The organism is Hongsoonwoonella zoysiae, assembly GCF_013266695.1.
Classification (GTDB): domain Bacteria; phylum Pseudomonadota; class Alphaproteobacteria; order Rhizobiales; family Stappiaceae; genus Hongsoonwoonella; species Hongsoonwoonella zoysiae.
On sequence record NZ_JABRXF010000003.1, the window covers coordinates 694,259 to 720,419 of the forward strand.

The following is a 26,161-nucleotide window of genomic DNA, read 5'->3' on the forward strand; positions in this document are numbered from 1 at the left end:
GGACACGATATTAACTTCCTGTTTACCGGTCTTATGAGTGTCCGACACGTAGTGCACCCTTGCTCTCCCAAAGAGAGCATCGCGAACCGGACGACAGGAAAGAGGCGGAGCTGGCTTAGATGGACGGTCTCACTCGCAGCTATCTGGCTTTGAGCGGACTTGCCGCGGCGAGCGCCTATCTGACCGACGAACGCCCGGCCTGGCTATGGACGGAAGACGGACGGTCGATCGTCTGGGCCAATGCAGCGGGAGCCGCTTTTTTCGGCGCACGGTCGCTGCGCGATCTTTCGCAATTATCCGGTCTGTCACGCTCGCCCGCCCGCCCGCACATCGCGCGTATCGCCGCATCCGGCTCGACCGAACGCGACAGCATCGAGCGTTTGAGATTCTATCGCGGCTTACGGGTGATGATCCTTACCTGCTTTTGCCGCCGCATGACGCTGCCCGGCGGCGGCAATGCCGCACTCATCGTCGCGGCAGAAGCGACCGATATCCAGCAAAACTCCAAGGCAGATCCCGCCTTGGGTCTTTGCAGGCTGCTGGCCGGAGAACGGGATACGACATTCCTTGTGGACCGGAGCGGCCATACGACAGGCGCTTGCGGGGACCTGGAGCCTCCGCACCCCGAAGCCGTGCTCTCGCTTATCGCATCCGGCAAACGCTCACCCGTCTTCGGAACAATCACCTGTGGCGACAACAATCATGAAGCCGCCCTCGTCGCCCTTGACGACGGGAGCGCCATCCTCGTCGTCTGTTCGCAAATCGATACGGCGAAGCCCGCGGCCGACCGGAATAACAATCCCGACAAGGTGACCGGGATCGTTTCAGTTGAAGCTGCAGAAGCGGCCGTGGACAAACCCGACAGTACCGTTACACCGGCAGAAGCCTCCGACGAAGCGGGCGGCGAGGAAGGCGGGGAATCGGCCGGACCAACCGATACGGCGGCCCAAACCTTTGCGAGCGACAACGAATACGAAGACCTCGATCACCCCGCAGACGATGCGCCATCCGCAACGGATCAAGGATCTGAAGACGGCGGCGACACCGCATGGAAAACCGAATACTTTGCGGATGAAACAAACAGCGGAGCGGAGGTCGAGGTCTCTCCGGAAACCAACAATGGCGACGAACCGGACATTGTCGAGACAACCTCGCCGTCCAAGGCAGATGATGAAAGCGGGCCCTTGACAGGCCTTGCACACGCCTACACGTCGGACGAAGATACGCCGGATGACGGCTTTGCCTTCTCCCGTCACGGACGACCGGTCCGCTTCGCCTGGAAGATGGATATAGACCGGCGCTTTACTTTCATTTCGCCCGAGTTCGAGACTGTTCTGGGCCCGCAGGCCGCCGATGTGGTCGGCAGGACATGGGAAGAGGTCGCAGAACAATTCGGCATCGATCGCGACAAGGATATCGCCAGAGCGTTGGCACGGCGCGATACTTGGAGCGGGCGAACTGTGTTCTGGCCCGTTAGCGGAGAGGCCCTTCGCGTTCCGGTGGATATGGCTGCGTTGCCCGCTTTCGACCGAAGACGCGTATTCGAAGGATTTCGCGGGTTCGGCGTCTGCCGGGGAGCGGATGCGATCGACGATCCCGAAGGAAGGGGATTGAACCTCGGCTGGAACAAGTTGCCCGAGGAAAACCAGTTTTCCGAGGAAAGCGCGGACAACGCAGGCGAAGCTTTTACGGCAGCATCTTCCGCCTTCGACATGAGCGGCCTTTCGGCAGTGGAAGCAGACCCGTTACCGGTTGAGAAGCCCGAAGGCCCGGAGCAATCCGGGGAAGAGGCCCGCCCGGCGGCGTTCGATCCTCGGGAATTCCCGTTCGACGACGAGGCCCGTGAAGAGCCCGAAAGCGAAGATAGCGCCGCAACGGAAAACGTTTCCGATGCTGAAGCCTGGCCGCCGATGCCCGCAGCCGATGGCGAAGATCTGACCGGCGAAGATGAAACGCAAACGTCCGATGTCAGCGAAGGCGCCGCCTCGCGGCAGTCGACGCATGGTGAAGCAGGAGAAAACGACGACGAAGGGGATGAAGGCCTGAAGGCCCAAGCCCTCAGGGCCGAACGAGCGGCCCGGGCAATCTACAAGGAAGAAGCCTCCCGGCTTACAAAACCCGAGCGCGAGGCATTCGCCAAGATCGCGGAGACCCTTGGCGCGGCGAGCGAGAGTGCCGAAGAAGGCATTTTGGGCGCACGCGACGAAGGACACGAGGAAACAGACGACACCGAGGATGACAACGGCAAATCCCCGGAGGGAAGCGGCCGTGAATTTTCCGGGATCGAACTGGCGGAGCAGCCGGATGAAGGCGGCACGCCGGAGCCTTGGCCGGATAGAAGAGACGAAACGGAAAACCTGGAATCTCAGGCCGGAAAAGACCTGGAAGGCGGAGCGGAACTGACGGCCTACCAGGAAGCGGAGACGGCGGCGGAGAACGGCGTGAACGCATTTGCGGAGCCGGGCGCGATCGACAGAAAGCTTCTCGACCGGCTTCCGATTGGCGTCGCGATCATTCGCGAGCCCGACGTCCTCTATGTGAACCGTGCGCTTCTTGAGCTGCTGGGCCATCGGGACCTTGGCGCGCTTAATCGCGCAGGCGGCCTGGAGGCTCTCTTTGCGGAGCCCGAAGACTGGCCCGCAACGGACAGCGAGGAAAAAACCTTTGAACGGACAATGCGGGTAAAACTTGCCGACGGCGGCACAAAACCCGTGAAAGCGCGGCTTCACGCCGTACCCTGGGGCGAAGGTCATGCGCTCATGATGTCGCTGCTCGACCGTCATGACCCGCTGCAGGAAGCCGCTTTCGACCAGTTGCACATGGTGCAGACCGCGCTCGGTGAAGCGGAACAACAGGTTGCCGAGCTTGACACCGTGCTGGAAACGGCGACCGACGGCGTGCTCGTTCTCGACGATCAGGCGACGATCCTGAAGGTCAACCGCTCGGCGGAAGCGCTGTTCGACGCAGCCCGCGAGCAGATGGTAGGCACATCGCTCATGGAGTATCTGGCGCCGGAAAGCCACCGGGATGCCAGGGATTATATCGAGGGTCTTGCGAAAAACGGCGTCGCGTCGGTGTTGAACGACGGACGTGAGGTGATCGGACGCGTGCGCGGCGGAGGGCTTATCCCGCTTTTCATGACCCTGGGCAGGATCGGGACAGACCCGAGCTCGCCGCGTTTTTGCGCCGTCCTGCGCGATATCACCCAATGGAAAACCGCGGAAGAGGAACTGACCGACGCCAAGCGGCAGGCGGAAAACGCAAGTTCGCAGAAATCGGATTTCCTCGCCAAGATCAGCCACGAAATCCGCACCCCGCTCAATGCCATCATCGGCTTTTCCGAGGTGATGATGGAAGAGCGCTTCGGCCCGATCGGCAACGACCGCTATAAGGAATACCTGCGCGACATCCATACCTCAGGCTCTCATTTAATGAGCCTTATCAATGACCTGCTTGATCTTTCCAAGATCGAGGCGGGCAAGCTCGATCTGAGCTTCGAATCTGTGTCGGCAAACGACATCATCCGCGAGTGCGTCGCACTGATGCAGCCGCAGGCCAACCGCGAGCGTGTGATTATCCGCGCAAGCCTCCCCGGTTCCGTACCGAATATCGTCGCGGACGGCCGCTCGGTCAGGCAGGTGATCCTGAACCTCCTCTCCAACGCCATAAAGTTCAACCAGCCCGGCGGCCAGGTGATCGTCTCAAGCGCGCTGGAAGACACAGGCGAAGTCGTGCTCAGGGTGCGCGATACGGGAATTGGCATGAGCCCCAAGGACTTGCAGATGGCGCTGGAGCCGTTCCGACAGCTCCACACCGCCCGCCACGGCGGGGGAACCGGCCTCGGCCTGCCGCTGACGAAAGCGCTTGTGGAGGCGAACCGGGCGGCATTCCGCATCGATTCCGAGCCAAGTCACGGCACGCTTGTCGAAATTACCTTTCCGCCGCAAAGGGTGCTCGCCGAATAGCGATAAGGCATTGACCTGAAAGCGAAAACGCTTCAACCTCGTGTATTCGGAAATCCGGTTGGCGCGGCAAATCAAGTCCGTTGGCCGACCCCGCCGGAGAGAATTTTCTAGCAGGTTCAGCATGCTAACCCTGGCCGCCATGGAAGACGCCGCGAAGATCATCTACGGCGCGATATCCCCGACCCCGCAATACGCATGGCCCCTGCTTGGGGAGGCCGTTGGCAAGCCGGTCTGGGTCAAGCACGAAAACCATACGCCGATTGGCGCTTTCAAGGTGCGTGGCGGCCTCGTCTACCTCAAGACGCTTGCCAACCACAGCACGACGGGCCAGGGAATTATCTCCGCTACGCGCGGCAACCACGGCCAGAGCCTGGCCTTTGCCGCGAGGCGCTTCGGCCTGCCTTGCACCATCGTCGTACCGTACGGCAACTCAGCGGAAAAAAACGCGGCTATGCGCGCTTTCGGGGCCACGCTGGTGGAGCACGGGCGGGATTTCGACGAGGCAAAGGCGCACGCTTTCGAGCTTGCCGAAGCAAACCATCTGCACTTCGTGCCGAGTTTCCACGCCGATCTTGTCCGCGGGGTTGCGACCTACGGGCTGGAATTCCTGCGCGCCGTTCCAGAGCTTGACGTCGTCTATGTGCCGATCGGCTTGGGCTCCGGCATTTGCGGGATGATATCCGCGCGCGACGCCCTGGGCCTCAAGACGAAAATCATTGGCGTCGTTTCCACGAAGGCGGATGCTTATGCCCGCTCCTTCGAGACGGGAGATTACAGGGAAACGGATAGCGCCAGCACCTTCGCCGACGGAATGGCGGTGCGTTGCCCTTCGGAGGAAGCGCTGGCGGTTATCCGCGCGGGCGCGGAAGACGTTATCCGCGTGAGCGAGGACGATGTCGCGGAAGCGATGCGCCTTTACTACCGCGCGACGCACAATATCGCCGAGGGAGCCGGCGCCGCAGCACTTGCGGCTTTGCTCGCCGATGCAAACCGGGGCTCCGTGCCCGGCATTGTGCTGAGCGGCCAGAACGTCGACCGCGAGGTTTTCGCGAAGGTGCTCGAGGGCGAAACGCCGGAGATATGAACCTGCGCCGGCGCACCTATCCCCTGTCGCCGGCAGGTGTTTATTCCCTCATGGCGGAAAAAGGCGAAAAAGTTCCAAATCAGGCACTTCAGGGTGAAAAAAAGGGAACTCAAGTTCTTTTTTAATTCCACCGCACCGGAACCCCTCATTTGTATGTTTTTTTAGGCGGCCCGCAATTATCATCCACGCGGACGGCCATGTGTGCCGCCGTGCGGAGGAAATTTTTCATGACCAGCTGCCCTCGAATGCTCTTGCCGGCCGCCGTCGCAAGTCTTTTATTCGTCATCGATCCTGCCGCTGCGTCATCCGACGACACCCTGATCAAGCGGGGCGAGTATCTGATAAACGGGCCGGTCGCCTGCGGCAATTGCCACACGCTGGCAGGACCGGACGGACCGGATTTTTCACGCGAACTGGCCGGCGGCCTCGTTTTCGACGTCGAGCCCTTCAAGGCCTATGCCGCGAATATAACACCGGATAACGGGACGGGGATCGGAGCGTGGAGCGATGCGGAGTTGGCGAAAGCCATCCGCGAGGGACTGAGACCCGACGGGACGCTGATCGGACCGCCGATGCCGATACCCTTCTACCGCGCCCTGTCCGACCAGGATCTCGCGGCGATCGTGGCCTATATCCGAAGCGTGGCGCCGGTAAAGAACGAGGTTCCCACCTCCAGCTACAATATTCCGCTTCCACCTGCCTATGGCCCGCCGATCGATAGCGTGAGCGCACCTTCGCCCGACGACCACCTTGCCTACGGCGAATACCTCGTGACGATTTCTCATTGCATGGAATGCCATACGCCGCTGAAGGAAGATGGCCATCCGGATTTCGAAAGGCTGGGTGCAGGCGGCAATGAGTTTCCCGGCCCATGGGGCGTTTCCGTCTCGCGTAACATTACGCCTGACAAGGAAACGGGCCTTGGCGAATGGAGCGACGAGGAAATCAAGACGGCGATCGCCAAGGGCGTCAGCCGGGACGGGTCCCATCTGCTGCCGCCGATGGGCTTCGGCTATTACGCCAATATCACCGAGCCGGACCTCAATGCCATGGTCGCCTATCTGCGAAGCATCCCCCCTCAAACGTCGGAGCATTAGGTCTGTTTCGCGAAAGATGTCTGACGGCGATCATGCATGAGGGGGAGGATGGGAGGCGGCTCTGGCGAAGGACGGCATCGGGCCTGGAATGACCACAAGCAACGCGGCATGACCCACACCATCGTCCGCGGCTACGCCGCTGCGGCTGAAGCGTTGATCGGCCCTTATGAGGCAGTGGCAACGGCGGAAGTGCTGGCACCCGTGATTGATCTTCTGCCTGTCGAGCCCTCCCGCATCGCCGATATCGGCGCCGGGACAGGTCGGGATGCGGCCTGGCTCGCGGAAGAAGGCCACCGCGTCACGGCGGTGGAGCCTGTCGCGCCCTTTCGCCTTGCAGGACAGAAGCTGCACCGAAGGCTTTCCATCGACTGGCTCGACGACCGCCTGCCCGACCTTGGCACGCTTCGAACCAGAGGGCCGTTTGACATGGCTCTGCTGAACGGCGTGTGGCAGCACCTTGACAGTGACGCTCAAGAAGACGCCATGCGCTCGCTCGTCGGGATATTGCGGCCGGGCGGGCTCGCCGTCCTCTCTCTCCGCCACGGGCCGGGCGCGGCGGACCGGCCGGTCTTCCCCATCGACACGCACGAAACGCTGAAAAATGCAGAGGCCGAAGGCTTTGCCGTTCTGCGAGCAGAAGAGAGAGGCTCTATCCAGTCCGTTAACCGTGCAGCCGGCGTCACCTGGACGTGGGTGGCCTTGCTGCGCGGATGAGGATTTGCACGACGAAAGGACACAGCGTGTAAGGGAGGTTCCCGTTTTCACGGGGATGACAGGAGTGTCGCGGTAAAACCTTTCGGTTCTTCATCGCTGGGCGAAGACCCGGCGACCCATTTTTAACACCATGCCATGCGGGAGCGCTTCCTGGGTGCGCGCGTCAAGCCCGCGCATGACGATAGAAGGGACACCGCGTGCGGCGTCACGAGAGGGCTCGACCTCTGGCGTGACAAAAGGAGAGATACAGCAAGCCGGTTCCTTCTTCCCGCCCGGCACCACCCGACCTATCTGCCTGGCTCAGCCGACCCTAGTGGCTTGCGCCACGAAATCGCTCAATTCCGTGCGCATGCCAAGCAGGCGGCGTTCCTGATCCGACAAGACGGCTGCCGCCGTTTGCACGCTTGCGGCGACCTGCCTCGTCTCATCGGTGGCCTGCTTGAGCTTTTCCATCCCCGATGCGACGTCCCGCGTGCCCGCGGCCCCCTGCTCGACGTTGCGCGCGATTTCCCCCGTCGCCACGCTTTGCTCTTCAACGGCGGAAGCTATGGCGGTCGCGATATCGCTTAGCTGCCGGATCGTGTCGCTGATGTCGCCATTCGCGGCGACGGCACGGTTCGTCGCCTCCTGAAGATCCGCGATCTGGCGACTGATATCCTCCGTCGCGCCAGCGGTCTGGCCGGAAAGCGCCTTGACCTCCTGCGCGACGATGGCAAACCCCCTGCCCGCCTCGCCGGCACGAGCGGCCTCGATCGTGGCATTTAGCGCCAGGAGGTTGGTCTGCTCGGCGATATCGCTGATAAGCCGCACAATCTCCCCGATCTTGGCGGATGCCGCGGACAACCCCTCGATTTCCGCATTCATGCGGCGCGACCGCTCGACCGCGCGCGATGCGGTTTCCGCAGAACCCGACATCTGCCGGTTGATCTCACCGATCGCTCCGGTGAGTTCTTCCGCCGAGGCCGAAACATTTTGCATGTTGGCGGAAGCCTGCTCCGCGCCAGCAGAAGCAATCATCGACTGAGTGCTTGCCGTTTCAGACGCTTTCGCCACGTTTTCAGAAGCACCGTTCAAATCGCGGATGGCGGATGACACCGTATCGACCACGGCCTGCATCTCGGTGTCGAAGCGCTTGCCGATCCGGCTAAAACCATCGTGCTTTTTCTTGATCGCCCGGGTCGCCTCGTTGATGGTTCTCGATGCTTCCAGGAAGCTGCCGACCATCCCCTTTTCCGAGATCAGCCGGAAATGCTGGTTGCGGCTGACATATTCGAGGCAGGCCTTGGATTCGCGCAAGTAGGCATCCGTCCGGTCGATCATCTGATTGACGGCATGCATAAGCTCCGCCATCTCGCCTTTTTCGGAAATACCGACGATGCGCGCCTCAAGGTCACCGGCGGCAACACGCTTGCAAACATCGATAACCTTACGGATCGAGGACTTTCTGGTCCTGAAGAACATGGGATTACCTTCAAGCAGCGGTAGAGTGGGCCCGCTCGTGTCCGAGTGTGGCAATGAATTCATCGTAGGCAAGACCAATATCGGCGAGGACGCTTTCAAGCAGTTTCGCGGAAGCGGCCAACCCTTCCTTGCCGTTTTTGTGACTGCGCTCCGCCTCCAGCAACTTCGCGTAAAGCGGAATGATCTTTTCCGTCACCACCTGCCTGTCCGGAACGCGGCGGTTCGAGTGATAAGACAGGATATTACCGTGCACATCGAAGCTTGGAGTCACATGGGCATAGACCCAGTAGTGGTCTCCGAACTTGGTGCGGTTCACCACATAGGCGAAGATTTCACGCCCGCTGGAAATCCTGTCCCAGAGAAGCTTGAAAATGCAGCGCGGCATGTCCGGATGCCGGATAATACTATGCGGCTGGCCAAGGACTTCCCTTTCGGAATAATCGGCGATATCCAAGAATATTCTGTTGGCGTAGGTAATCCGTCCCTTAAGATCCGTTTTACTGACGATGATCTCATCATCCTTAAAAAACTTTTCATGGCCTTTCGAATTATCGAATACTTTTGTCGCATGCGTATTTGTCATATTTTACTTTACCCAACACCGTAATTTTTCCTACTCACATAATCGCGCCGGCGTAAAACACTTCTTAACGACGACCTACGTGAAAATACATATTGTCATAATCGCCGAAATACTTGGGGATAAACCACACCGGGGACCCGCCCGAAGCCTGCGTCCGCATCGCTGAAAGGCCGAATTCTTGCGCCCATGAAAGCCGCCGAAGGCGACCTGACGGCCCTACGGCACGCAACCGCGGAACCAGAGCCCGACAACGAATGAGGGGGGGAGCGCAGCCTGAAAGGAAGCTCGACCTATCTACGCCATTGCGCAATGACACTCACAAGAGAGAAACGCTCGGCGTGCGACTGCTGCGTCCCGCAAAAATGGTTTTGCCGGTCAAAGCCTTACCGGCAGCGACAGGCGCGCGGGGGTGATCAAAAAACTGGAAGGTAATGCTCAGGTTAGTTTAGAATAATTCCAACCTATTGAATTCATTCTACTTTTTATTGACAGCGCAGCGGCTGTCGATATGATTGCCGCCGCCTGATGGAGAATGACAATCATTCTCAAAAACCAACAACAGGGCCTTGTCCCCTGATTGAGTGGAGAAAGAAATGACGATGTCCACCCTGGCGGGCCGCCTAGCGACCGCAGCCGCCGGTTTGCTGACCGCCACCGCCTTTGCGCTTCCCGCATCCGCCGCGGGCGAGGTGAATATCTACTCCTATCGCCAGCCGGAGCTTATTCAGCCGCTTCTTGACGGCTTTACCGAGAAGACCGGTATCAAGACCAACGTCATTTTCGCCGACAAGGGCCTTGCCCAGCGCATGCAGGCGGAAGGCGAAAACTCGCCGGCGGATGTCCTGATGACGGTCGACGTCGGCCGGCTGGACGGCGCAAAAGCTCTCGGCGTAACGCAGCCCGTAAATTCCGAAATCATCAACGGGAACATTCCCGCCGAATTTCGCGATCCGGAAGGCCACTGGTTCGGCCTGACGACCCGCGCGCGCGTCGTCTACGCCTCCAGAGAGCGCGTGGAACAGAACGCAATCACCTACGAAGAACTGGCCGACCCGAAGTGGAAGGGCCGCATTTGCACGCGCTCCGGCCAGCACCCTTATAACATTGGCTTGTTCGCCTCCGTAGTCGCTCACAAGGGCGAGAAGGCGGCGGAGGAATGGCTTGCCGGACTGCGCGACAACCTTGCCCGCAAGCCCGCCGGCAACGACCGTGGCCAGGTGCAGGGCATCTATTCCGGCGAATGCGACATCGGCCTCGGCAACAACTATTACATGGGCAAGATGCTGACGAACGAGAAGGAGCCGGAGCAGAAGGAATGGGCGAATTCGGCCAAGATCCTTTTCCCGACCAGCGCCGAAGGCGGCACGCATGTGAACATCTCCGGAGTGGTGATGGCGAAATACGCCCCCAACCGCGAAGAAGCGCTCAAGCTGATGGAATATCTGTCGTCTGCGGAAGCGCAGCAGATCTACGCGGAAGCGAATTTCGAATACCCGGTGAAGCCGGGGGTGGAGGCCTCCGAACTCGTGCGCTCCTGGGGCTCCTTTACACCGGACGACCTGCCGCTTACCGAGATTTTCGCGCACCGCAAGACCGCGAGCGAACTGGTCGACAGGGTCGGGTATGACGATGGCCCGGCAAGCTGACCGTTCGACCTGAACCTGCAACTTCGACGATGCCGGGGCTGACCCCGGCATCACTCGTTTCAGAGGAAACCGCCGCAGGACCCCCCGCGCCAGATGACCAACGCCACCCGCATGCAGCCTGACAAGACGGGCTCCTTTCGAGTGCCTGTCGCCGAAGCCGCGAAAGGCGGCGCGCTGACGGCCATATCGCGCTCCGACCTTGTCTGGCTCGTGTTCGCGGGCGTCGTGGCGGGTTTCATGCTGCTGCCTGTGGCGAGCCTTCTGGTGATGGCGCTGGAGCCCGCGGGCGACGTGTGGGGGCACCTCATCGGCACCGTGCTGCCGCGTTCCCTTGTGACGACCGCGCTTCTCATGCTCGGCGTCGGCGCGATCACGCTGACGGTGGGCGTGGGCACGGCCTGGCTCGTTACCATGTGCCGCTTTCCGGGGCGAAGCATATTCGACTGGGCGCTTTTGATCCCGCTCGCCGTCCCGACCTATATCGTCGCCTATTCCTACGTCGAGGTTTTGAACTATACCGGGCCCGTGCAGGCGGCGATCCGCGCCGTCTTCGGCTTCAAGACCTCGCGCGAATACTGGTTTCCCGAAATCCGGTCGCTGGGCGGCGCGATCTTCGTGATGGGTTTCGTGCTCTACCCTTACGTTTACCTGACGACGCGGGCGACATTCCTGCTGCAGTCGGCCTGCACGCTCGACGTGTCGCGCACGCTTGGCGCAGGTCCGTTGCGGCTTTTCTTCCAGGTGGCGCTGCCGCTTGCAAGGCCGGCGATCGTCGTCGGCCTGTCGCTGGCGATGATGGAGTGCCTGAACGACATCGGCGCCGTTACCTTTTTCGGCGTCAAGACGATGACCTTTTCCGTCTATGACACCTGGGTGAACCGATCCTCGCTTGCCGGTGCCGCCCAACTTGCCTGCGCAATGCTCGTCATCGTCTTCGCGCTCCTGTGGCTGGAACGGCACGCGCGGCGCAGGCAGCGCTTCCACGTGACGACGACGCGCTACATCGGCCTGCCGAGCTACCGGCTGACGGGAGCGCGCGCCGGCTTCGCCTGGGCAGCCTGTGCCACGCCGATCGCGCTCGGTTTCGCCGTCCCTGCCTGGCCGCTCGTCGATTACATCTCACGCCGTTTCGAAGCGCTTGCCGACCCCGCCTTGTTGCAGGCGACATGGAACAGCCTGACGCTATCGCTTTCCGCCGCCGTGATGACCATTGTCGTGGCGACGGTGCTGACCTATGCCCAGCGCGTAAACCGCAACGGCGGCATCCGCCTTCTCGGGCGCACGGCCTCAATCGGCTATGCCATACCCGGCACGGTGCTGGCCGTCGGCCTGCTGGTGCCGCTCGCCTCCTTCGACAATGCGCTCGACGATGTCACGGAGCGGCTCTTCGGCTTCGGCACCGGGCTCCTGATCGTGGGATCTGGAGCGGCGCTGGTCTATGCCTATGTGGTGCGTTTCCTGGCCGTCGCCTACGGCCAGGTGGAAGGCGGGCTCGGCAAGGTGACGCCGCACCTCGACATGGCGGCACGCACGCTTGGCCGCAACTCACTGACAACGCTGCGTGAAGTCCATCTGCCCCTGATCCGCCCCGTTCTGCTTTCCGCCATGCTGCTTGCCTTCGTCGACTGCATGAAGGAGTTGCCGGCGACAATCCTGCTCAGGCCCTTCAACTTCGAGACGCTGGCGACGACGGTCTATAATGCGGCTTCGCGCGGCGCTTTCGAGGACGGGGCCCTGCCCGCGCTTCTCATCGTGCTTGTCGGCCTTGTTCCTGTGATCCTGCTCGCGCGCACCTCCGCCGCCACCTTCCGCAACCGCCGAGGCAGCCGGGTGAGCTAGGCTGCGCACACGCCGAAAAGCTTTTATATTCCACCTGCTTCTGGCAGATTCCTTCGCATCATCAGGGGGAATGCTTCATGGAAAAGAAGAACCAGATCAATTTCTGGTACGCAGCCGGAGCGATATTTCTCGTCTTCCTGTTCCAAAGCTGGTGGATCACCCACACCACCTACGAAAGCATACCCTTTTCGGAGTTCGAGCAGCTTCTGAAGGACGGCAAGATCGCCGAAATAACGGTTCGTCAGGAGACGATCGAGGGCAGGTTCAAGGACCCCAGGGACGGCGGAAAAGAGTATTTCACGACAAACCGCGTCGACCTGCCGCTTGCCGAACTCCTGAACAAATACGGCGTGCAATATAACGGGACGGTTCAGGACACGTTCCTGACGAATATTCTCTCCTGGGTGCTGCCGGTCCTCTTCTTCTTCGGGCTCTGGATGTTTTTCATCCGCAAAATCGCCGAAAAGCAGGGCATGGGCGGTTTCATGACCGTCGGCAAGTCCAAGGCGAAAATCTATGTGGAATCCGATACCAAGGTAACCTTCGCCGACGTCGCGGGGGTCGATGAAGCCAAGGAAGAGCTGAAGGAAATCGTCGATTTCCTGAAAGACCCGCAAAGCTACGGCAGGCTCGGGGCACATGCGCCGAAGGGCATCCTGCTCGTCGGCCCGCCGGGCACCGGCAAGACGCTGCTCGCACGCGCTGTCGCCGGCGAAGCGGGCGTGACCTTCTTTTCCATTTCCGGTTCGGAGTTTGTGGAAATGTTCGTCGGCGTTGGGGCGGCGCGCGTAAGAGACCTCTTCGAGCAGGCCCGCAAGCAGGCGCCGGCGATCATCTTCATCGACGAATTGGACGCGCTGGGGCGCGCGCGCGGCCTGAACGTGATGCAGTCCAACGACGAGAAGGAACAGACACTCAACCAGCTGCTTGCCGAACTGGACGGCTTCGACCCCTCTTCCGGCATCATCCTGCTGGCGGCGACGAACCGGCCGGAGGTGCTCGACCCCGCGCTCCTGCGCGCCGGACGCTTCGACCGGCAGGTGCTGGTCGACCGGCCCGACCGAAAAGGGCGGCGTGCGATCCTTGATGTCCATATCGAGAATATCAAGCTTGACCCCGATCTCGACCTCGACCGGGTGGCGCAGATCACGGCCGGCTTCAGCGGCGCGGACCTTGCCAATCTCGTCAATGAAGCGGCACTTCTGGCCACCCGCCGCAAGGGAGACTTCGTTACCCAGGACGATTTCACCAATGCGGTGGAGCGCATCGTGGCCGGTCTGGAACGGCATTCACGCGTTTTGTCGGACATCGAGCGGCGCACCGTCGCCTATCACGAGATGGGCCATGCGCTCGTCGCGGCGAACCTTTCCGGCGTCGATCCGGTGCACAAGATTTCCATTATCCCGCGCGGTGTTGGCGCGCTCGGCTACACCATGCAGCGGCCGACCGAGGACCGCTTCCTGCTGGCAACGGAAGACCTTGAAAACCGCATGGCGGTGCTGATGGGCGGGCGTGCGGCGGAAAGAATAGTCTTCGGCAGGATTTCGACCGGGGCTTCCGACGACCTGCAGCGGGTGACGGAAATCGCCCGCGAAATGGTGATGCGCTATGGCATGGACGAAACGCTGGGCAACCGCGTCTACGCCGCGCAGCGCCAGTCGTTCCTGGGGCAGCCGGGCACGGACGGGCCCGAAGTTTCGGAAGAAACATTGCGCGAGATCGACCTTGCCGTGCGCGAACGGGTGGAAACGGCGTTCGAGCGGGCAACCGCCCTCCTGACCGAGCACCGGGCTGAGCTCGACGAAGGCGCGGAGCTTCTTCTGGAAAAGGAAACGCTTACGGACGAGGATTTTCCGCCGCTGAAATCCGGAACGGCGAAAGTAAAAGAGTCGGCGGAAACATGAAACCGGCCGCGGGTGATCCGCGGCCGGCTTTTTTCAGGAAGACCGATGCACCGTCAAACGGCGACGGTGAGCTTTGCCTTCGTCTTTTCCTTCACCTCGTCGACCGTGACATCGGACGCAAGCTCGATGAGCTTCAAGCCGTCCTCCGTGACGTCGAAGACGCCGAGGTTGGTGATGATGCGGTTGACGCAGTGAACGCCGGTAAGAGGCAGCGTGCACTCCGGCAGGAGCTTGGGATCGCCAGCCTTCGAGGTGTGGTCCATGATGACGACCACGCGCTTCACGCCGGCGACGAGGTCCATCGCCCCACCCATGCCCTTGACCATCTTGCCCGGGATCATCCAGTTGGCGAGATCGCCCTTTTCGGAAACTTCCATGGCGCCGAGGATCGACAGGTCGATATGGCCGCCGCGGATCATCCCGAAGCTGTCGGCGGACGAGAAATAACTCGTCTGCGGCAGTTCGGTGATGGTCTGCTTGCCGGCATTGATGAGATCGGCGTCGATCTCGTCTTCGGTCGGGAACGGGCCCATGCCGAGCATGCCGTTTTCCGACTGGAGCGTCACGTGAACGCCTTCGGGAATGTAGTTCGAGACGAGCGTCGGGATGCCGATGCCGAGGTTGACGTAGAAACCATCTTCCAGTTCCTGCGCGGCGCGTTTCGCCATGTCTTCGCGGGTCCAGGCCATATTGCTTTTCTCCGTGATCTCAAGCGGCGGAACGCACGGTGCGCTTCTCGATGCGCTTCTCGTGGCTTCCGACAATGATGCGGTCGACAAAGATGCCGGGGGTGTGGATGTAGTCGGAATCGAGCTCGCCGACCTCCACAAGTTCCTCCACCTCGACCACGCAGGCCTTGCCGGCGGTCGCCATCATCGGATTGAAGTTGCGCGCCGTCTTGCGGTAGATGAGATTGCCTTCCTTGTCGGCCTTCCAGGCCTTGACGAGGGAAAGATCGGCAAGGAGCCCGGTTTCGAGAATATAGGTCTCGCCGTTGAAATCCTTGTGCTCCTTGCCTTCCGCGATCAGCGTGCCCACGCCGGTCTTGGTATAGAAGCCGGGAATGCCCGCACCGCCGGCGCGGATACGCTCGGCAAGCGTGCCTTGCGGATTGAACTCAAGCTCAAGCTCGCCATTCAGGTACTGGCGCTCGAACGTGGCGTTCTCGCCCACGTAGGAGGACACCATCTTCTTGATCTGGCGCGTCTGCAACAGAAGGCCGAGGCCGAAATCGTCGACGCCGGCATTGTTGGAGATCGCCGTGATCCCCTTGGTGCCGCTGTCACGCAGCGCCTCGATCAGGTTTTCGGGAATGCCGCAAAGGCCGAAGCCTCCGGCCATGATGGTCATACCGTCGAAAAGATAGCCTTCCAGCGCGGACGCCGCGTCCGGATAAACTTTATTCATAGGGGTCTCCCTGGCGTTGGTCCGGAACGCCGCACCGACGGGATGCCCGCAAGCCATGCTTCGCGAACACTTGCAAACCCAGCCGGCAACATAACCGCTCCGCTACAGCTCACCCTGCCTTTGTCCGGTCCGGTGGACCTGATGGCGACATGTGATAACGCCCGCGCCGCACAATCACAAGCGAGTAGCCGAATCTGAAGTTCGTCTCATTTCCCAGCACACTCTGAACGAACTTCAGATTCAAAAGGGTGACGAGCGAATATGTGTTTCCAGTGCGGTTTCCGGATTTGAAATACGCTCCGGAGGCTGCGGCTTCGATGAGGCGTATTTCAAATCCACCAAACTAGGGTCGCCCTTGCAGAACGGTGAAACTCAGGTGCATGGCGACGCCTTTACGCTTGATACAACGGCTGTGAAGGCCTATCCCGCTTAAACATGGCACCGGAAAAATCCCGATCGGCACGACACAAGGGCGCACGTTACGCCAAGCCCGTTTTGGTGGTATTCGTCGCCATTGCCGCGCTCGTCTTCGTGGCAAGCCTCGCGCTGCCGCTGCTCGTGTCGACCGATGCCGCGAAGGACCGCCTGGAGGAGGCGGTATCAAGCTGGCTCGGCGCGCGCGTCGCCATAGACGGCGCATCGGAACTCAGCCTCCTCCCCGATTTGCGCCTGACGCTTACCAATGTCCGCCTGGAAGGCCGCGACGGGCAGTGGAGCATGGACAGCCCGCACCTCTCCGCAAGCCTCGACCCGGCCTCGATAATCGGCGGCGACTTCGCGCCCGAACATTTCTCGATCGTCAACCCGGATATCCGCCTCTTCACCCCTGCCGGAGAAGAAAGCGGAAGCGAACCGCCTTTTCAGCGGGCCAAGCGCGAGCTGGCGAGGCTGTTCAGCCGGCAACTTTCGATCCGCGGCGGCACGATAACACTGGGCGAGGCAGCATCCACGCCCCAGATCATGGCGCTGAACGCGACGCTGAATACCGATGACGACGGGAAAAACGCCCGTTTGAGCGGTCGGTTCGACTACGCCGGCGAACGCATCGACCTTAACCTTCTGGTCAGCGATACGCGTGCGCTGAGCGGAAACGAGCCGGGAACGCTGGCGCTAAAGGCCGTATCGCCGTCTTTCGAGATCGATCTCAATGGCCGCATCATGGGCCGGAACGCGGATCGTATCGATGGCAGCCTTTCCGTCTCTTCAGGGGAAATCGCAAGGCTGTTCGGGGGAGAGGCGGCTTCAGACGGCGAAAATCCCGCGCCCATCAAGACGGTTCGCCTGTCGGGTGAGGGTATTTTCAGCCTTGATGCGCTGGACTTCGACCAGGCGACACTCGATATCGACGGCAACATCGCCGATGGCAGGCTTTCCTTACGGGCATTTTCCGACCGCCCGAGCGCGGAAGGCACACTTGCCTTCGACAGTCTCGATCTTTCCGCTTTCGAGCCCACGATTTCGAATCTCCTTGAAGACAGCAGACAGGCAAACCGGCCTCTTTCGAGCCTTCTTGGCGCCTTCGATCTCGACCTTCGGCTTTCGGCAGCAAACGTGACGACGCAACGCGCGGTGCTGAACCGAAGCGCGCTGGCCCTGCTCCTGAAGGAAGGCGATTTGACCATAGACGTGAGCGAAGCCGGCATTGCGGGCGGTGCGGGACGGGCCCACCTGCGCCTGTCGCCAACGTCGGTTTCCCGCGACCTCTATGCCCTGGAAGCAAGTGCGGAACTCATGAACGCAACGCCGGTCGTCAATTTCGACATACCGCTTCTGCCCCGAGGCGGACGCGCCTCACTGTCGATCCAGGCGAGGTCGAAAGGAGAGACGGCTGCCTTGCTCAGAAGGAAACTGACAGCCTCCCTCCGCTTCGAGTTCACAGGCAACGGGGTTGAGGCTTTCGACCTCGACAACAAGATCGGGTCGCTTGCCGAGCCGACAGTTGCGGATGCGCCTTTGAGCGGAAGCACCCCGCTGACCCGCTTCGAAATCTCCGGCAGAAAGAATGGCGAGACCCTGGAAATCGACGCTATCGACGCCGAGACGGGGCAATATTCTGTCTCCGCGCATGGCACGATACGCCTTTCCGACGGCGCCTTGTCGTTGAAAGGCATCGCGCGCCCGCTGCCGCTTGAACCGGCAACGGAAAGCGCAGGCTCGGCTGCCACGCCTGCCTCGACGCCGAAAACCACCTTCAAGGTGCATGGCACCATCGCCGAGCCGGCTTTCCTGCCCGACTGAGCCCGAACATCGGCGCAGAAAGCCGCCCTTTTCGCGCAGCGGCCCTTGTGTTTTCAGCCTTGCGCCTCGGCCCGGCGAATGTCGCGCTGCCTGCGTGCTTCCTGCTGCTTGGTTACCAGCGAGGCCGCGATGACGCCGAGCGTCACGACACCGACCAGAACCGTGCAAACCGCGTTGATCTCCGGCGTGACGCCAAGGCGAACCTGACTGTAGATCTTCATCGGCAGCGTCGTCGCGCCCGGCCCCGTCGTGAAGCTGGCGATCACCAGATCGTCGAGCGAAAGCGTAAACGCCAGCATCCAGCCGGCGATGACACCGGGCAGAATGATCGGCAGGGTAATAGCGAAGAACGTCTTGAACGGAGGGCAGCCGAGGTCCATCGCCGCCTCTTCCACCGAACGGTCGAAACCGGCAAGGCGCGATTGCACGACAACGGCCACATAGCACATGGAAAAGGTGGTGTGGGCGATCATCACCGTCCAGAATCCGCGCGCCTGATCGACCGCCACGAACAAAAGCAGAAGCGAAAGGCCGAGGATCACCTCCGGCATGACAAGCGGCGCATAGATCATGCCCGAAAAGAGAGTGCGGCCGAGGAACCGACCGGAACGCACAAGAACGAGGGCTGCGATGGTGCCGAGCACTGTGGCGATCGTGGCGGAGGTGAAGGCGACCCGCGCCGTAACCCATGCGGCATCGAGAAGCTGCTGGTTGCGCAGCATCTCGCCGTACCACTTCGTCGAAAACCCGGCCCAGACCGTGACGAGGCGCGACTCGTTGAACGAATAGATGACGAGAAGCACGATCGGCAAATAGAGAAAGGCGAAGCCGAACACCAGCGAGGTAAGATTGAACCAGCTTGGCCCCTTACGCATGAGCCCCCTCCCCCGCAATTGTTTTGGCCAGCGACGTCAACTGTTTTTCTCCGAAGCGCGCTGCTGCTGGTTCTGGAAGAGCACGATCGGCACGACCAGGATGAGCAGAAGGATGACGGCGACCGCCGATGAAACAGGCCAGTCGCGGTTTGCGAAGAACTCGTTCCACAGCGTCTTGCCGATCATCAGCGTTTCCGACCCGCCGAGCAGGTCCGGGATTACGAATTCGCCGACGGCGGGAATGAAGACCAGGAAACAGCCGGCAATGACGCCAGGAAGCGAAAGCGGCATGGTGATCGTCCAGAACGCCTTCCACGGCGGGCAGCCGAGATCGGAAGCCGCTTCAAGCAGGCTTTCGTCAAGCTTCTCCAGCGTCGCATAGAGCGGCAGCACGAGGAACGGCAGGTAGGAATAGACGATGCCGATATAGACGGCGACGTTCGTGTTCAGGATCGTCAGCGGATCATCTATCACGCCGATCGCAAGCAGCGCCTGATTGAGAAGCCCTTCGTTCTTCAAAATGCCGATCCAGGCGTAGACGCGGATCAGGAAGCTCGTCCAGAACGGCAGGATGACGAGCATGAGCAGCGTGGGGCGCCAGGCGGCGGGCGCGCGTGCCATCCCATAAGCCAGCGGATAGCCGATCACGAGCGTGATAGCCGTGGAGGTCGCCGCGATCCATACGCTCGACAGATAGGACTTCCAGTAAAGGGCGTCCTCCGTCAGCCAGAGGTAGTTATCCAGGCTGAAGGCCGCGAAATTTTCCCTTATCCCCTGCCAGCCTTCGGAAAGGTCGAACGTGGGAAGATAGGGCGGAATGGCGACCGCGATTTCCGAAAGGGAGATCTTGAAGACGATAAAAAAGGGCGCAAGGAAGAAGAACAGCAGCCAGGCGTATGGAACCGCGATCAGGACCCAGCCGCCGAGGCTTCGCCTTTTCTTCGGCGCGGGAGCGGCCTCGACTTCCGAGGCTGGCGCTGCGATATCGACCATTGCTCTCCCCCCTCGCCCGCTTATCGCGTCAGGATGACGCCGGCATCCTCGTCCCAGGACAGCCAGACCTTGTCGTCCCAGGAAATCGGGCGTTCGACCGTGCGTGTGATATTGGCGACGGTCGATTTGAGGATGAGATCCTCAGCCACCCTGGCGTGGAAGATCGAGACATCGCCGAGATAGCCGATATCCCAGATTTCGGCCTCGGCCGCATTGGCGGCGCCATTTTGCGGGGCATCGAAGCCAAGGCGCACCTTTTCGGGACGGATGGCGAACCAGACGGTGTCGCCCACACCTGCTTCCGTTGGCTGGGAGACGGCGATCTCGCGATCGAGGTTCGGCGCCTTGAGGCGTGTCGCGGCTTCGTTCTTCGCGGCGACCTTGGCTTCAATCAGGTTTATCGATCCAATGAAATCAGCCACGAAGCGGGAATTGGGCGTCTCGTAGATTTCCGCGGGCGTGGCCACCTGGATGATCCGGCCCTTGTCCATGACGGCGATCCTGTCCGCCACGGTCATCGCCTCTTCCTGGTCGTGTGTTACGATCAGGAAGGTCATGCCGAGCTCGGTTTGCAGGTCCATCAGTTCGAACTGGGTTTCCTCGCGAAGCTTGCGGTCGAGAGCGCCAAGCGGCTCGTCGAGCAAAAGCACCTTCGGCTTCTTGGCGATGGAACGCGCCAAGGCCACGCGCTGTCTCTGCCCGCCCGAAAGCTGATGGGGTTTGCGCCTGGCGAATTCCTCGAGCTTGACGAGTTTCAGCATCTGCTGAACCCGCGCCTCGATCTCGCCCTTCGGCAACTTGTCCTGTCGCAGGCCGAAGGCGATGTTTTTTTCCACGTTCATATGCGGAAAGAGTGCGTAGGACTGGAACATCATGTTGGCGGGCCGGCGATAGGGCGGCACGCCCGCGAGGTTCTGCCCGTCGAGAAAGATTTCGCCGGCGCTCGGCTCCTCGAAGCCGCCGAGCATGCGCATCATCGTCGTCTTGCCGCAGCCCGATCCGCCGAGAAGGGCGAAGAACTCGCGCTCGTAGATCGTGAGTGACAGGTTGTCCACGGCGGTAAAATCGCCAAAGCGCTTGGTCACATTGCGAAACTCGATGAAGGGTTTCGCATTGCCGCTTTCCCACGGCGCAAAATCGCGCCGAACCGGACCGATGGGTTTCTTCGCCAAGGCCCCCTCCAGAAAAAAGGCCCGGGCGGCAACCGCCCGGGCCGGAAGCGATTACTGGCCGCTCTTGATCTTGGTGAAGAGACGCGTGCGGGCTCTAAGCGCCTTCGGCGACTTCGTCGTCGTCGTGAAGAGCTTGTCGACCGTTTCCTGCGGGGGATAGATCGCCGGGTCGGTCAAGACCTCTTCTTCAACCATGTCCTGGCTCGCCTTGTTGCCGTTGGCGTAATAGACGTAGTTGGTTGCCTTGGCGATCACATCCGGGCGCAGAATGTAGTTGATGAACTCATGCGCCTCTTCCACATGCGGCGCGTCCGCCGGGATGGCCATATTGTCGAACCACATCAGCGCGCCTTCCTGCGGGATCGAATATTCGACCGTAACGCCCGCATCGGCTTCCGCCGCCCGGTCGCGCGCCTGAAGCACATCGCCCGACCAGCCCACGGCGACGCAGATATCGCCGTTGGCGAGCGCGTTGATGTATTCGGAGGAATGGAACTTCTGGATGTAGGGCCGTACCTTCATCCAAAGCTCCGCCGCCTTTTCGAAATCCGCCGGATCCGAACTGTCGGGATCGAGGCCGAGATAGTTGAGCGCGGCAGGAAACAGCTCATCCGCCGTGTCGAGCACATGAATGCCGCAAGACGAGAGTTTCTCGGCGTTCGCCGGATCGAAGATCAGCGACCAGCTGCCGACCGGCGCATCCTCGCCCAGTACTTCCTTCACCTTCTCGACGTTATAGCCGATGCCGGTGGTTCCCCACATGTAGTTGATCGCGTGCTCGTTTCCGGGATCGAACTTCTCGATGCGGGTCATGATCTGCGGCCAGAGATTGTCCCAATTGGTGAGCTTCGACTTGTCGAGCTTCTGGAAGACGCCGGCCTGAATCTGGCGACCGAGGAAGGTGCCGGTGGGCACCACGACGTCATAACCGGTGCCGCCGGACAGAAGCTTCGTCTCCAGGATCTCGTTGCTGTCGAAAACGTCGTAGACGATCTTGATGCCGGTTTCCTTGGTGAAATCCTCAAGGATCGACTCGTCGATATAATCCGACCAGTTGTAGACGTTGACGACCCGCTCCTGCGCTCCTGCCGCGCCGGCGGCCGCAAGTCCCAAAATGGCAACGCTTGCAAAAAGCAGTTTCTTCATGATGCGTACCTTCCGCTTTTCCCCTCGTGTCGCGACCGCTGGTTGCAACGGCCGCCTGCCTTGTTTTCGTTACGAACGCCACGGCTGACTGACTTCCGATTTCCTCACCTCAGCGTAGAAGCGTTCCGCCCCACTCTCAACCCGCTCAATGGGCCTGATCCAGGTTTTCTATCAATTTTTCGCAAGCGGGCGAGGCGCTTGATTCCAGTGGTTTATTCCCCCTTCTCCATAATCTTTCGAGACACCAAATGTCTCAAAGGTAGGTTTGCCGCTCGAGCGGCGATATCTCGCGGCCGAATGCGTTAAGCTCCTCGCGTTTGATATCGACAAGCACCTTGTGGAGTTCAGGTCCCACCGCCTGCTTCATGCGAGCCGACGCCTCGAAAGCATCGATCGCCTCATCCATCCACGGCGTCAGGCGGGGAGCGCGCTTCTCATAGGCGTTGCCTTCCACCGGCGGAGGGGGATCGGCCTTCTGCTCCAGCCCTTCCATCATGCCGGCAAGCACACCCGCAAGTACGAGATAGGGGTTGGCGTCCGCGCCGGCGATGCGATGCTCTATCCGCGCGGCTTCCGGCTTGGCTGCAGGCACCCGCAGGGCGACCGAACGGTTGTCGAAGCCCCAGCAGATCGACGTCGGCGCATAGGAACCGGGCTGCATGCGGCGAAATCCGTTGAAAGTCGACACGAAGAGGAGATGCGCCTCCGTCATCGTGTCGAGAAGTCCCTTGATGGCATGTCCCTGCCGCTTCGCTCCTTCGTCACGGTCAGCGAAAATATTGCCGTCTTCATCCTCCATGCTGACATGCACATGCATGCCGTTGCCGGGCCATTCCACGAAGGGCTTGGCCATGAAAGACGCTTTAAGGTCGTGCTTGCGCGCAACCCCGGCCACAAGCCGGCGAAGCATGACCGCGTCGTCGGCCGCGGCCACCGGATTGTTGCGGTGATGGAGATTGAGCTCGAACTGGCCGGGGGCAGCTTCCGAAACGGCGGCATCCGCCGGTATCCCCTGAGCTTCGGCGCTACGGCGGATCTCGTCGACCAGAGGCATCAGCATTTCAAGATCCGACAGCGCGTACATGTTCTGCCGCGCGGGTCCAAGGTGGGTCGCGAACAGCGGCGTGGGCGGACCCGACCAGTCCCTGTCGTCCTGGTCTTCGAAGAGATAGAATTCAAGCTCGAAGGCGCAGGTTGCCGAAAGCCCCTTATCGGCAAGACGATCGACGATGCGCGAGAGCACGTGGCGCGGATCGATCAGAAACGGCGATCCGTCGCGGTTGTACATGGAAAGCAGGACTTGCGCCGTCGAACGCTCCGCCCAGGGCACGAGCTTCAGCGTCTCAAGGCTCGGCCAGCAAACCCCGTCCTTGTCGCCCGTTTCGATGTGAAGGCCCGTTTCCTCCACCTCGCGGCCCCAGACATCCAGGCCGAACAAAGAAAAGGGCAAGGCGACACCATCCTCGAAGACCTTCTTCAGCGCGCTTGCCGGCAGCCATTTGCCGCGCAGGACGCCGTTCGTGTCCGGCAGAATGACTTCCAGCGTGTCGAGATCGGGATTTTCCGTCAGGAAGGCATCAACCGCTTCCCGCCAGCCCTCGCTACCCGAGGGGCGCTCCATGCCGGAGCGCGCAGCTTGCAACATAAGATCCTCCAGATCGCCGGCCCGGCCGCCGCCGAACAGGGCGGCCATATTGCCCGGCGCGGAAAAATGTGATCACGTAGCACGGAAACTGTCAAGCGAGGCCCGCAACAAGGCGCACTCCATGAACATTCCCGTAGCAGAAGCAGAGCGCAGCGACAGCCTTGAAGCCACGCCATCCGGGCGCGGTTCCACGCGCGAGCGGGTGGAGCGCAGCCTGCGCCATGCGCTTCTTACGGGACGCTTCGTGCCGGGCCGCCCCGTAACGCTGCGCGGGCTTGCTCAGGACCTTGGCGTGAGCCCCATGCCGGTTCGCGAGGCGTTGCGTTCGCTGGCCGCCGAAAAGGCGCTCGACATCAAGCCAAACGGGCGCGTGCAGGTGCCGACGATGACCCCGGAGCGGCTAGCGGAGCTCCAGCAGGCCCGGCTGATGCTGGAGCCGGAACTGGCCTTGCGCGCGGCAGCAAAGCTCAACCCCGGAGACGCCCGGGCACTCAAGGAAATCGATGACGCGATCGACAAGAGCATCGACGGCGGCGACGCGGAAACCTATATGCGGCTAAACCACGCCTTTCACTTCCACGTCTACCGGGCAGCCGGATCCGAAGTGCTGCTGCCGCTCGTGGAAAGCCTGTGGCTGCAATTCGCACCTTTCATGCGCATCGTTTACGGACGCGTGGGCACCGCGGCGCTGGAAGACCACCATAAGGAGGCGATCGCCGCCGTGGCGTCGGGCGACGGCCCGGCCTTGCAATCGGCCATTGCATCGGACATTCGCGGTGGCATGAAGCTGCTTCAGGGCGCTGGCTATGAAGCAGTTCCGGATACGAATTCGACCAAAGATTGACACATGAAGTTTTGTGATCACAAATAGACGCCACAATTCCGGACGCTGAATTTGCCAACATTCACGACGCGCCCGGCCCCAACGACAATCCGACCCCGCAAGGTCCTCATGAGCAAGAAGAAGAAATCCCAGGAGCCATCGATCGCAAGCCGCCGTGGCGTGGCTTCGCTGGAAGAGGCGCACACGTGGCTCCTTGAGAGAGGCATTGAGGATATCGAGTGCATCGCCCCGGACATGGCGGGCGTCGTGCGCGGCAAGATGATGCCGACGGAGAAATTCTTCTCCGGCCCGATCATGACGATGCCGTCGTCGATCTTCGCGCAGACGATTTCGGGCGACTATCCGCCGGATGACGACAAGTTCCAGCACAATCCGACCGACGGGGACATCTTCTTCCGGGCCGACTATTCGACGCTGACCGTCGTGCCATGGGAAAGCGACCCGACAGCGCAGCTCATCCACGATGCCTATACCAGGGATGGCATTCCGGTCGAGACCGCGCCGCGCAACGTGCTCAAGCGCGTATTGCAGCTTTACGAAGATCAGGGCTGGGAAGCGGTGATCGCGCCGGAGATCGAGTTTTACCTCGTCAAGCCGAATACCGATCCCGATTACCAGTTGGAGCCGCCGATCGGCCGGTCCGGCCGCCCGGAAGCAGGGCGGCAGTCCTATTCGATCACCGCTCTCAACGAGTTCGACGACCTGATCGACGACATCTATGACCTTTCGGAGGCACAAGGGCTTGAGATCGACACGCTGATCCACGAGGACGGCGCAGCACAGATGGAAATCAACCTGCGGCACGGCCAGCCGCTGGAGCTTGCCGACCAGGTGTTCATGTTCAAGCGCACCATCCGCGAGGCCGCGCTCAGGCACAGCATGTACGCAACCTTCATGGCCAAGCCCATGTCGAACCAGCCCGGCTCCTCGATGCACATCCACCAGTCGGTTCTCGACCGGGATACGGGCGAAAACATCTTCTCCACGAAGGATGGGGAAGCCTCGCCCGCGTTCCTGAACTTCATCGCCGGACACCAGAAATACCTGCCGGCGGTCGCCTGCATCATGGCGCCCTACGTCAACTCCTACAGGCGGTTCACGCGCAACACGACCGCTCCGGTGAACCTGTTCTGGGGCCACGACAACCGGACGGTGGGCCTGCGCGTGCCGAACTCCAAGCCCGCCGCGCGCCGGCTAGAAAACCGGGTGCCGTCATCCGACTGCAATCCGTATCTGGCGATAGCGGCCTCGCTCGCCTGCGGCTACCTGGGCCTGACGCAGAAGCTGCATCCGGACGAGCCGAAGACCGGATATTCCAGCCACGTGATGGACGCGCTGCCGCGCGGCCTTCTGGAAGCGCTGGACCTGTTCAGCGAATGCGAGGAGCTTGGCGAAATTTTCGGCGAAAAATTCGTCAACACCTACCGGGCGGTCAAGCATGAGGAATTCGAGACCTTCATGAGCGTGATCAGCCCCTGGGAGCGAGAATTCCTGCTCCTGAACGTATGAAGCGGCGTCATCACGCCGCTTTCCTAACCCGGACCGATT

Annotated in this window: 19 protein-coding genes; 10 read left to right on the top strand and 9 right to left on the bottom strand. The window is 61.2% G+C overall.

The features are described 5' to 3' along the window. The first annotated feature begins 119 nt into the window (after positions 1-119). From HPQ64_RS19670 to HPQ64_RS19685, 4 genes are all read left to right on the top strand, one after another. On the top strand, positions 120-3,965 hold the full coding sequence (locus tag HPQ64_RS19670) for an ATP-binding protein (protein WP_172890307.1): 3,846 nt from the start codon (positions 120-122) through the stop codon (positions 3,963-3,965). A gap of 121 nt (positions 3,966-4,086) precedes the next feature. Then, positions 4,087-5,049: a threonine dehydratase gene (locus HPQ64_RS19675; protein WP_172890308.1), complete on the top strand. Its 963-nt coding sequence runs from the start codon at positions 4,087-4,089 to the stop codon at positions 5,047-5,049. 227 nt (positions 5,050-5,276) lie between these two features. Beyond that, positions 5,277-6,146 carry a c-type cytochrome gene (locus tag HPQ64_RS19680; protein WP_246270798.1) on the top strand — a complete coding sequence of 290 codons (870 nt, stop codon included), beginning with the start codon at positions 5,277-5,279 and terminating at the stop codon, positions 6,144-6,146. A gap of 108 nt (positions 6,147-6,254) precedes the next feature. Beyond that, positions 6,255-6,860 (top strand): class I SAM-dependent methyltransferase, encoded by a 606-nt coding sequence (locus HPQ64_RS19685; protein ID WP_172890309.1) that lies wholly within the window; start codon positions 6,255-6,257, stop codon positions 6,858-6,860. Between the two features lie 300 nt (positions 6,861-7,160). On the opposite strand, the gene HPQ64_RS20665 is transcribed toward HPQ64_RS19685, so the two are convergent. Together HPQ64_RS20665 and HPQ64_RS19695 are read right to left on the bottom strand one after the other, a co-directional pair. Next, positions 7,161-8,321, bottom strand: a complete 1,161-nt coding sequence (locus tag HPQ64_RS20665; RefSeq protein WP_172890310.1) for a methyl-accepting chemotaxis protein — start codon at positions 8,319-8,321, stop codon at positions 7,161-7,163. 10 nt (positions 8,322-8,331) lie between these two features. Next, positions 8,332-8,904, bottom strand: coding sequence for a PAS domain-containing protein (locus tag HPQ64_RS19695; protein WP_172890311.1), 573 nt, complete (start codon positions 8,902-8,904; stop codon positions 8,332-8,334). 599 nt (positions 8,905-9,503) lie between these two features. On the opposite strand from HPQ64_RS19695, the gene HPQ64_RS19700 reads away from it, so the two are divergent. From HPQ64_RS19700 to ftsH, 3 genes are all read left to right on the top strand, one after another. Next, entirely contained in the window at positions 9,504-10,550 is a 1,047-nt protein-coding gene (locus tag HPQ64_RS19700) for a Fe(3+) ABC transporter substrate-binding protein (RefSeq protein ID WP_425483847.1), read from the top strand. A gap of 93 nt (positions 10,551-10,643) precedes the next feature. Then, entirely contained in the window at positions 10,644-12,389 is a 1,746-nt protein-coding gene (locus HPQ64_RS19705) for an ABC transporter permease (RefSeq protein ID WP_246270799.1), read from the top strand. A 77-nt stretch (positions 12,390-12,466) separates the two neighbouring features. After that, positions 12,467-14,293 carry an ATP-dependent zinc metalloprotease FtsH gene (gene ftsH, locus HPQ64_RS19710; RefSeq protein ID WP_172890313.1) on the top strand — a complete coding sequence of 609 codons (1,827 nt, stop codon included), beginning with the start codon at positions 12,467-12,469 and terminating at the stop codon, positions 14,291-14,293. A 53-nt stretch (positions 14,294-14,346) separates the two neighbouring features. Here ftsH and HPQ64_RS19715 read toward each other — a convergent pair whose 3' ends face one another. Both HPQ64_RS19715 and HPQ64_RS19720 read right to left on the bottom strand, forming a co-directional pair. Next, positions 14,347-14,982 carry a CoA transferase subunit B gene (locus HPQ64_RS19715; RefSeq protein WP_172890314.1) on the bottom strand — a complete coding sequence of 212 codons (636 nt, stop codon included), beginning with the start codon at positions 14,980-14,982 and terminating at the stop codon, positions 14,347-14,349. A gap of 19 nt (positions 14,983-15,001) precedes the next feature. After that, positions 15,002-15,700: a CoA transferase subunit A gene (locus HPQ64_RS19720; protein WP_172890315.1), complete on the bottom strand. Its 699-nt coding sequence runs from the start codon at positions 15,698-15,700 to the stop codon at positions 15,002-15,004. Between the two features lie 435 nt (positions 15,701-16,135). Between HPQ64_RS19720 and HPQ64_RS19725 the strand changes: the two genes are divergently transcribed. Further along, positions 16,136-17,938, top strand: a complete 1,803-nt coding sequence (locus HPQ64_RS19725) for an AsmA family protein (RefSeq protein WP_172890316.1) — start codon at positions 16,136-16,138, stop codon at positions 17,936-17,938. A gap of 53 nt (positions 17,939-17,991) precedes the next feature. Here HPQ64_RS19725 and HPQ64_RS19730 read toward each other — a convergent pair whose 3' ends face one another. The 5 genes from HPQ64_RS19730 to HPQ64_RS19750 all read right to left on the bottom strand — a co-directional run bounded on the left by HPQ64_RS19730 (position 17,992) and on the right by HPQ64_RS19750 (position 23,817). Then, entirely contained in the window at positions 17,992-18,813 is an 822-nt protein-coding gene (locus HPQ64_RS19730) for an ABC transporter permease (RefSeq protein WP_172890317.1), read from the bottom strand. A gap of 36 nt (positions 18,814-18,849) precedes the next feature. Next, a complete protein-coding gene (locus tag HPQ64_RS19735; protein ID WP_172890318.1) occupies positions 18,850-19,806 on the bottom strand; it encodes an ABC transporter permease subunit in 957 nt (318 codons plus the stop codon). A 20-nt stretch (positions 19,807-19,826) separates the two neighbouring features. Further along, positions 19,827-20,978, bottom strand: coding sequence for an ABC transporter ATP-binding protein (locus HPQ64_RS19740; RefSeq protein ID WP_172890319.1), 1,152 nt, complete (start codon positions 20,976-20,978; stop codon positions 19,827-19,829). A 51-nt stretch (positions 20,979-21,029) separates the two neighbouring features. Further along, the gene (locus HPQ64_RS19745) at positions 21,030-22,124 is read right to left on the bottom strand and encodes a polyamine ABC transporter substrate-binding protein (protein ID WP_172890320.1); all 1,095 of its coding nucleotides are present in this window, start codon (positions 22,122-22,124) and stop codon (positions 21,030-21,032) included. Between the two features lie 253 nt (positions 22,125-22,377). Beyond that, the gene (locus HPQ64_RS19750; protein WP_246270800.1) at positions 22,378-23,817 is read right to left on the bottom strand and encodes a glutamine synthetase family protein; all 1,440 of its coding nucleotides are present in this window, start codon (positions 23,815-23,817) and stop codon (positions 22,378-22,380) included. A 73-nt stretch (positions 23,818-23,890) separates the two neighbouring features. Between HPQ64_RS19750 and HPQ64_RS19755 the strand changes: the two genes are divergently transcribed. Together HPQ64_RS19755 and HPQ64_RS19760 are read left to right on the top strand one after the other, a co-directional pair. Continuing rightward, on the top strand, positions 23,891-24,613 hold the full coding sequence (locus HPQ64_RS19755) for a GntR family transcriptional regulator (RefSeq protein ID WP_172890321.1): 723 nt from the start codon (positions 23,891-23,893) through the stop codon (positions 24,611-24,613). Between the two features lie 108 nt (positions 24,614-24,721). Further along, complete coding sequence (locus HPQ64_RS19760) at positions 24,722-26,122, top strand: glutamine synthetase family protein (RefSeq protein WP_172890322.1); 1,401 nt, start codon at positions 24,722-24,724, stop codon at positions 26,120-26,122. Positions 26,123-26,161 lie beyond the last annotated feature (39 nt).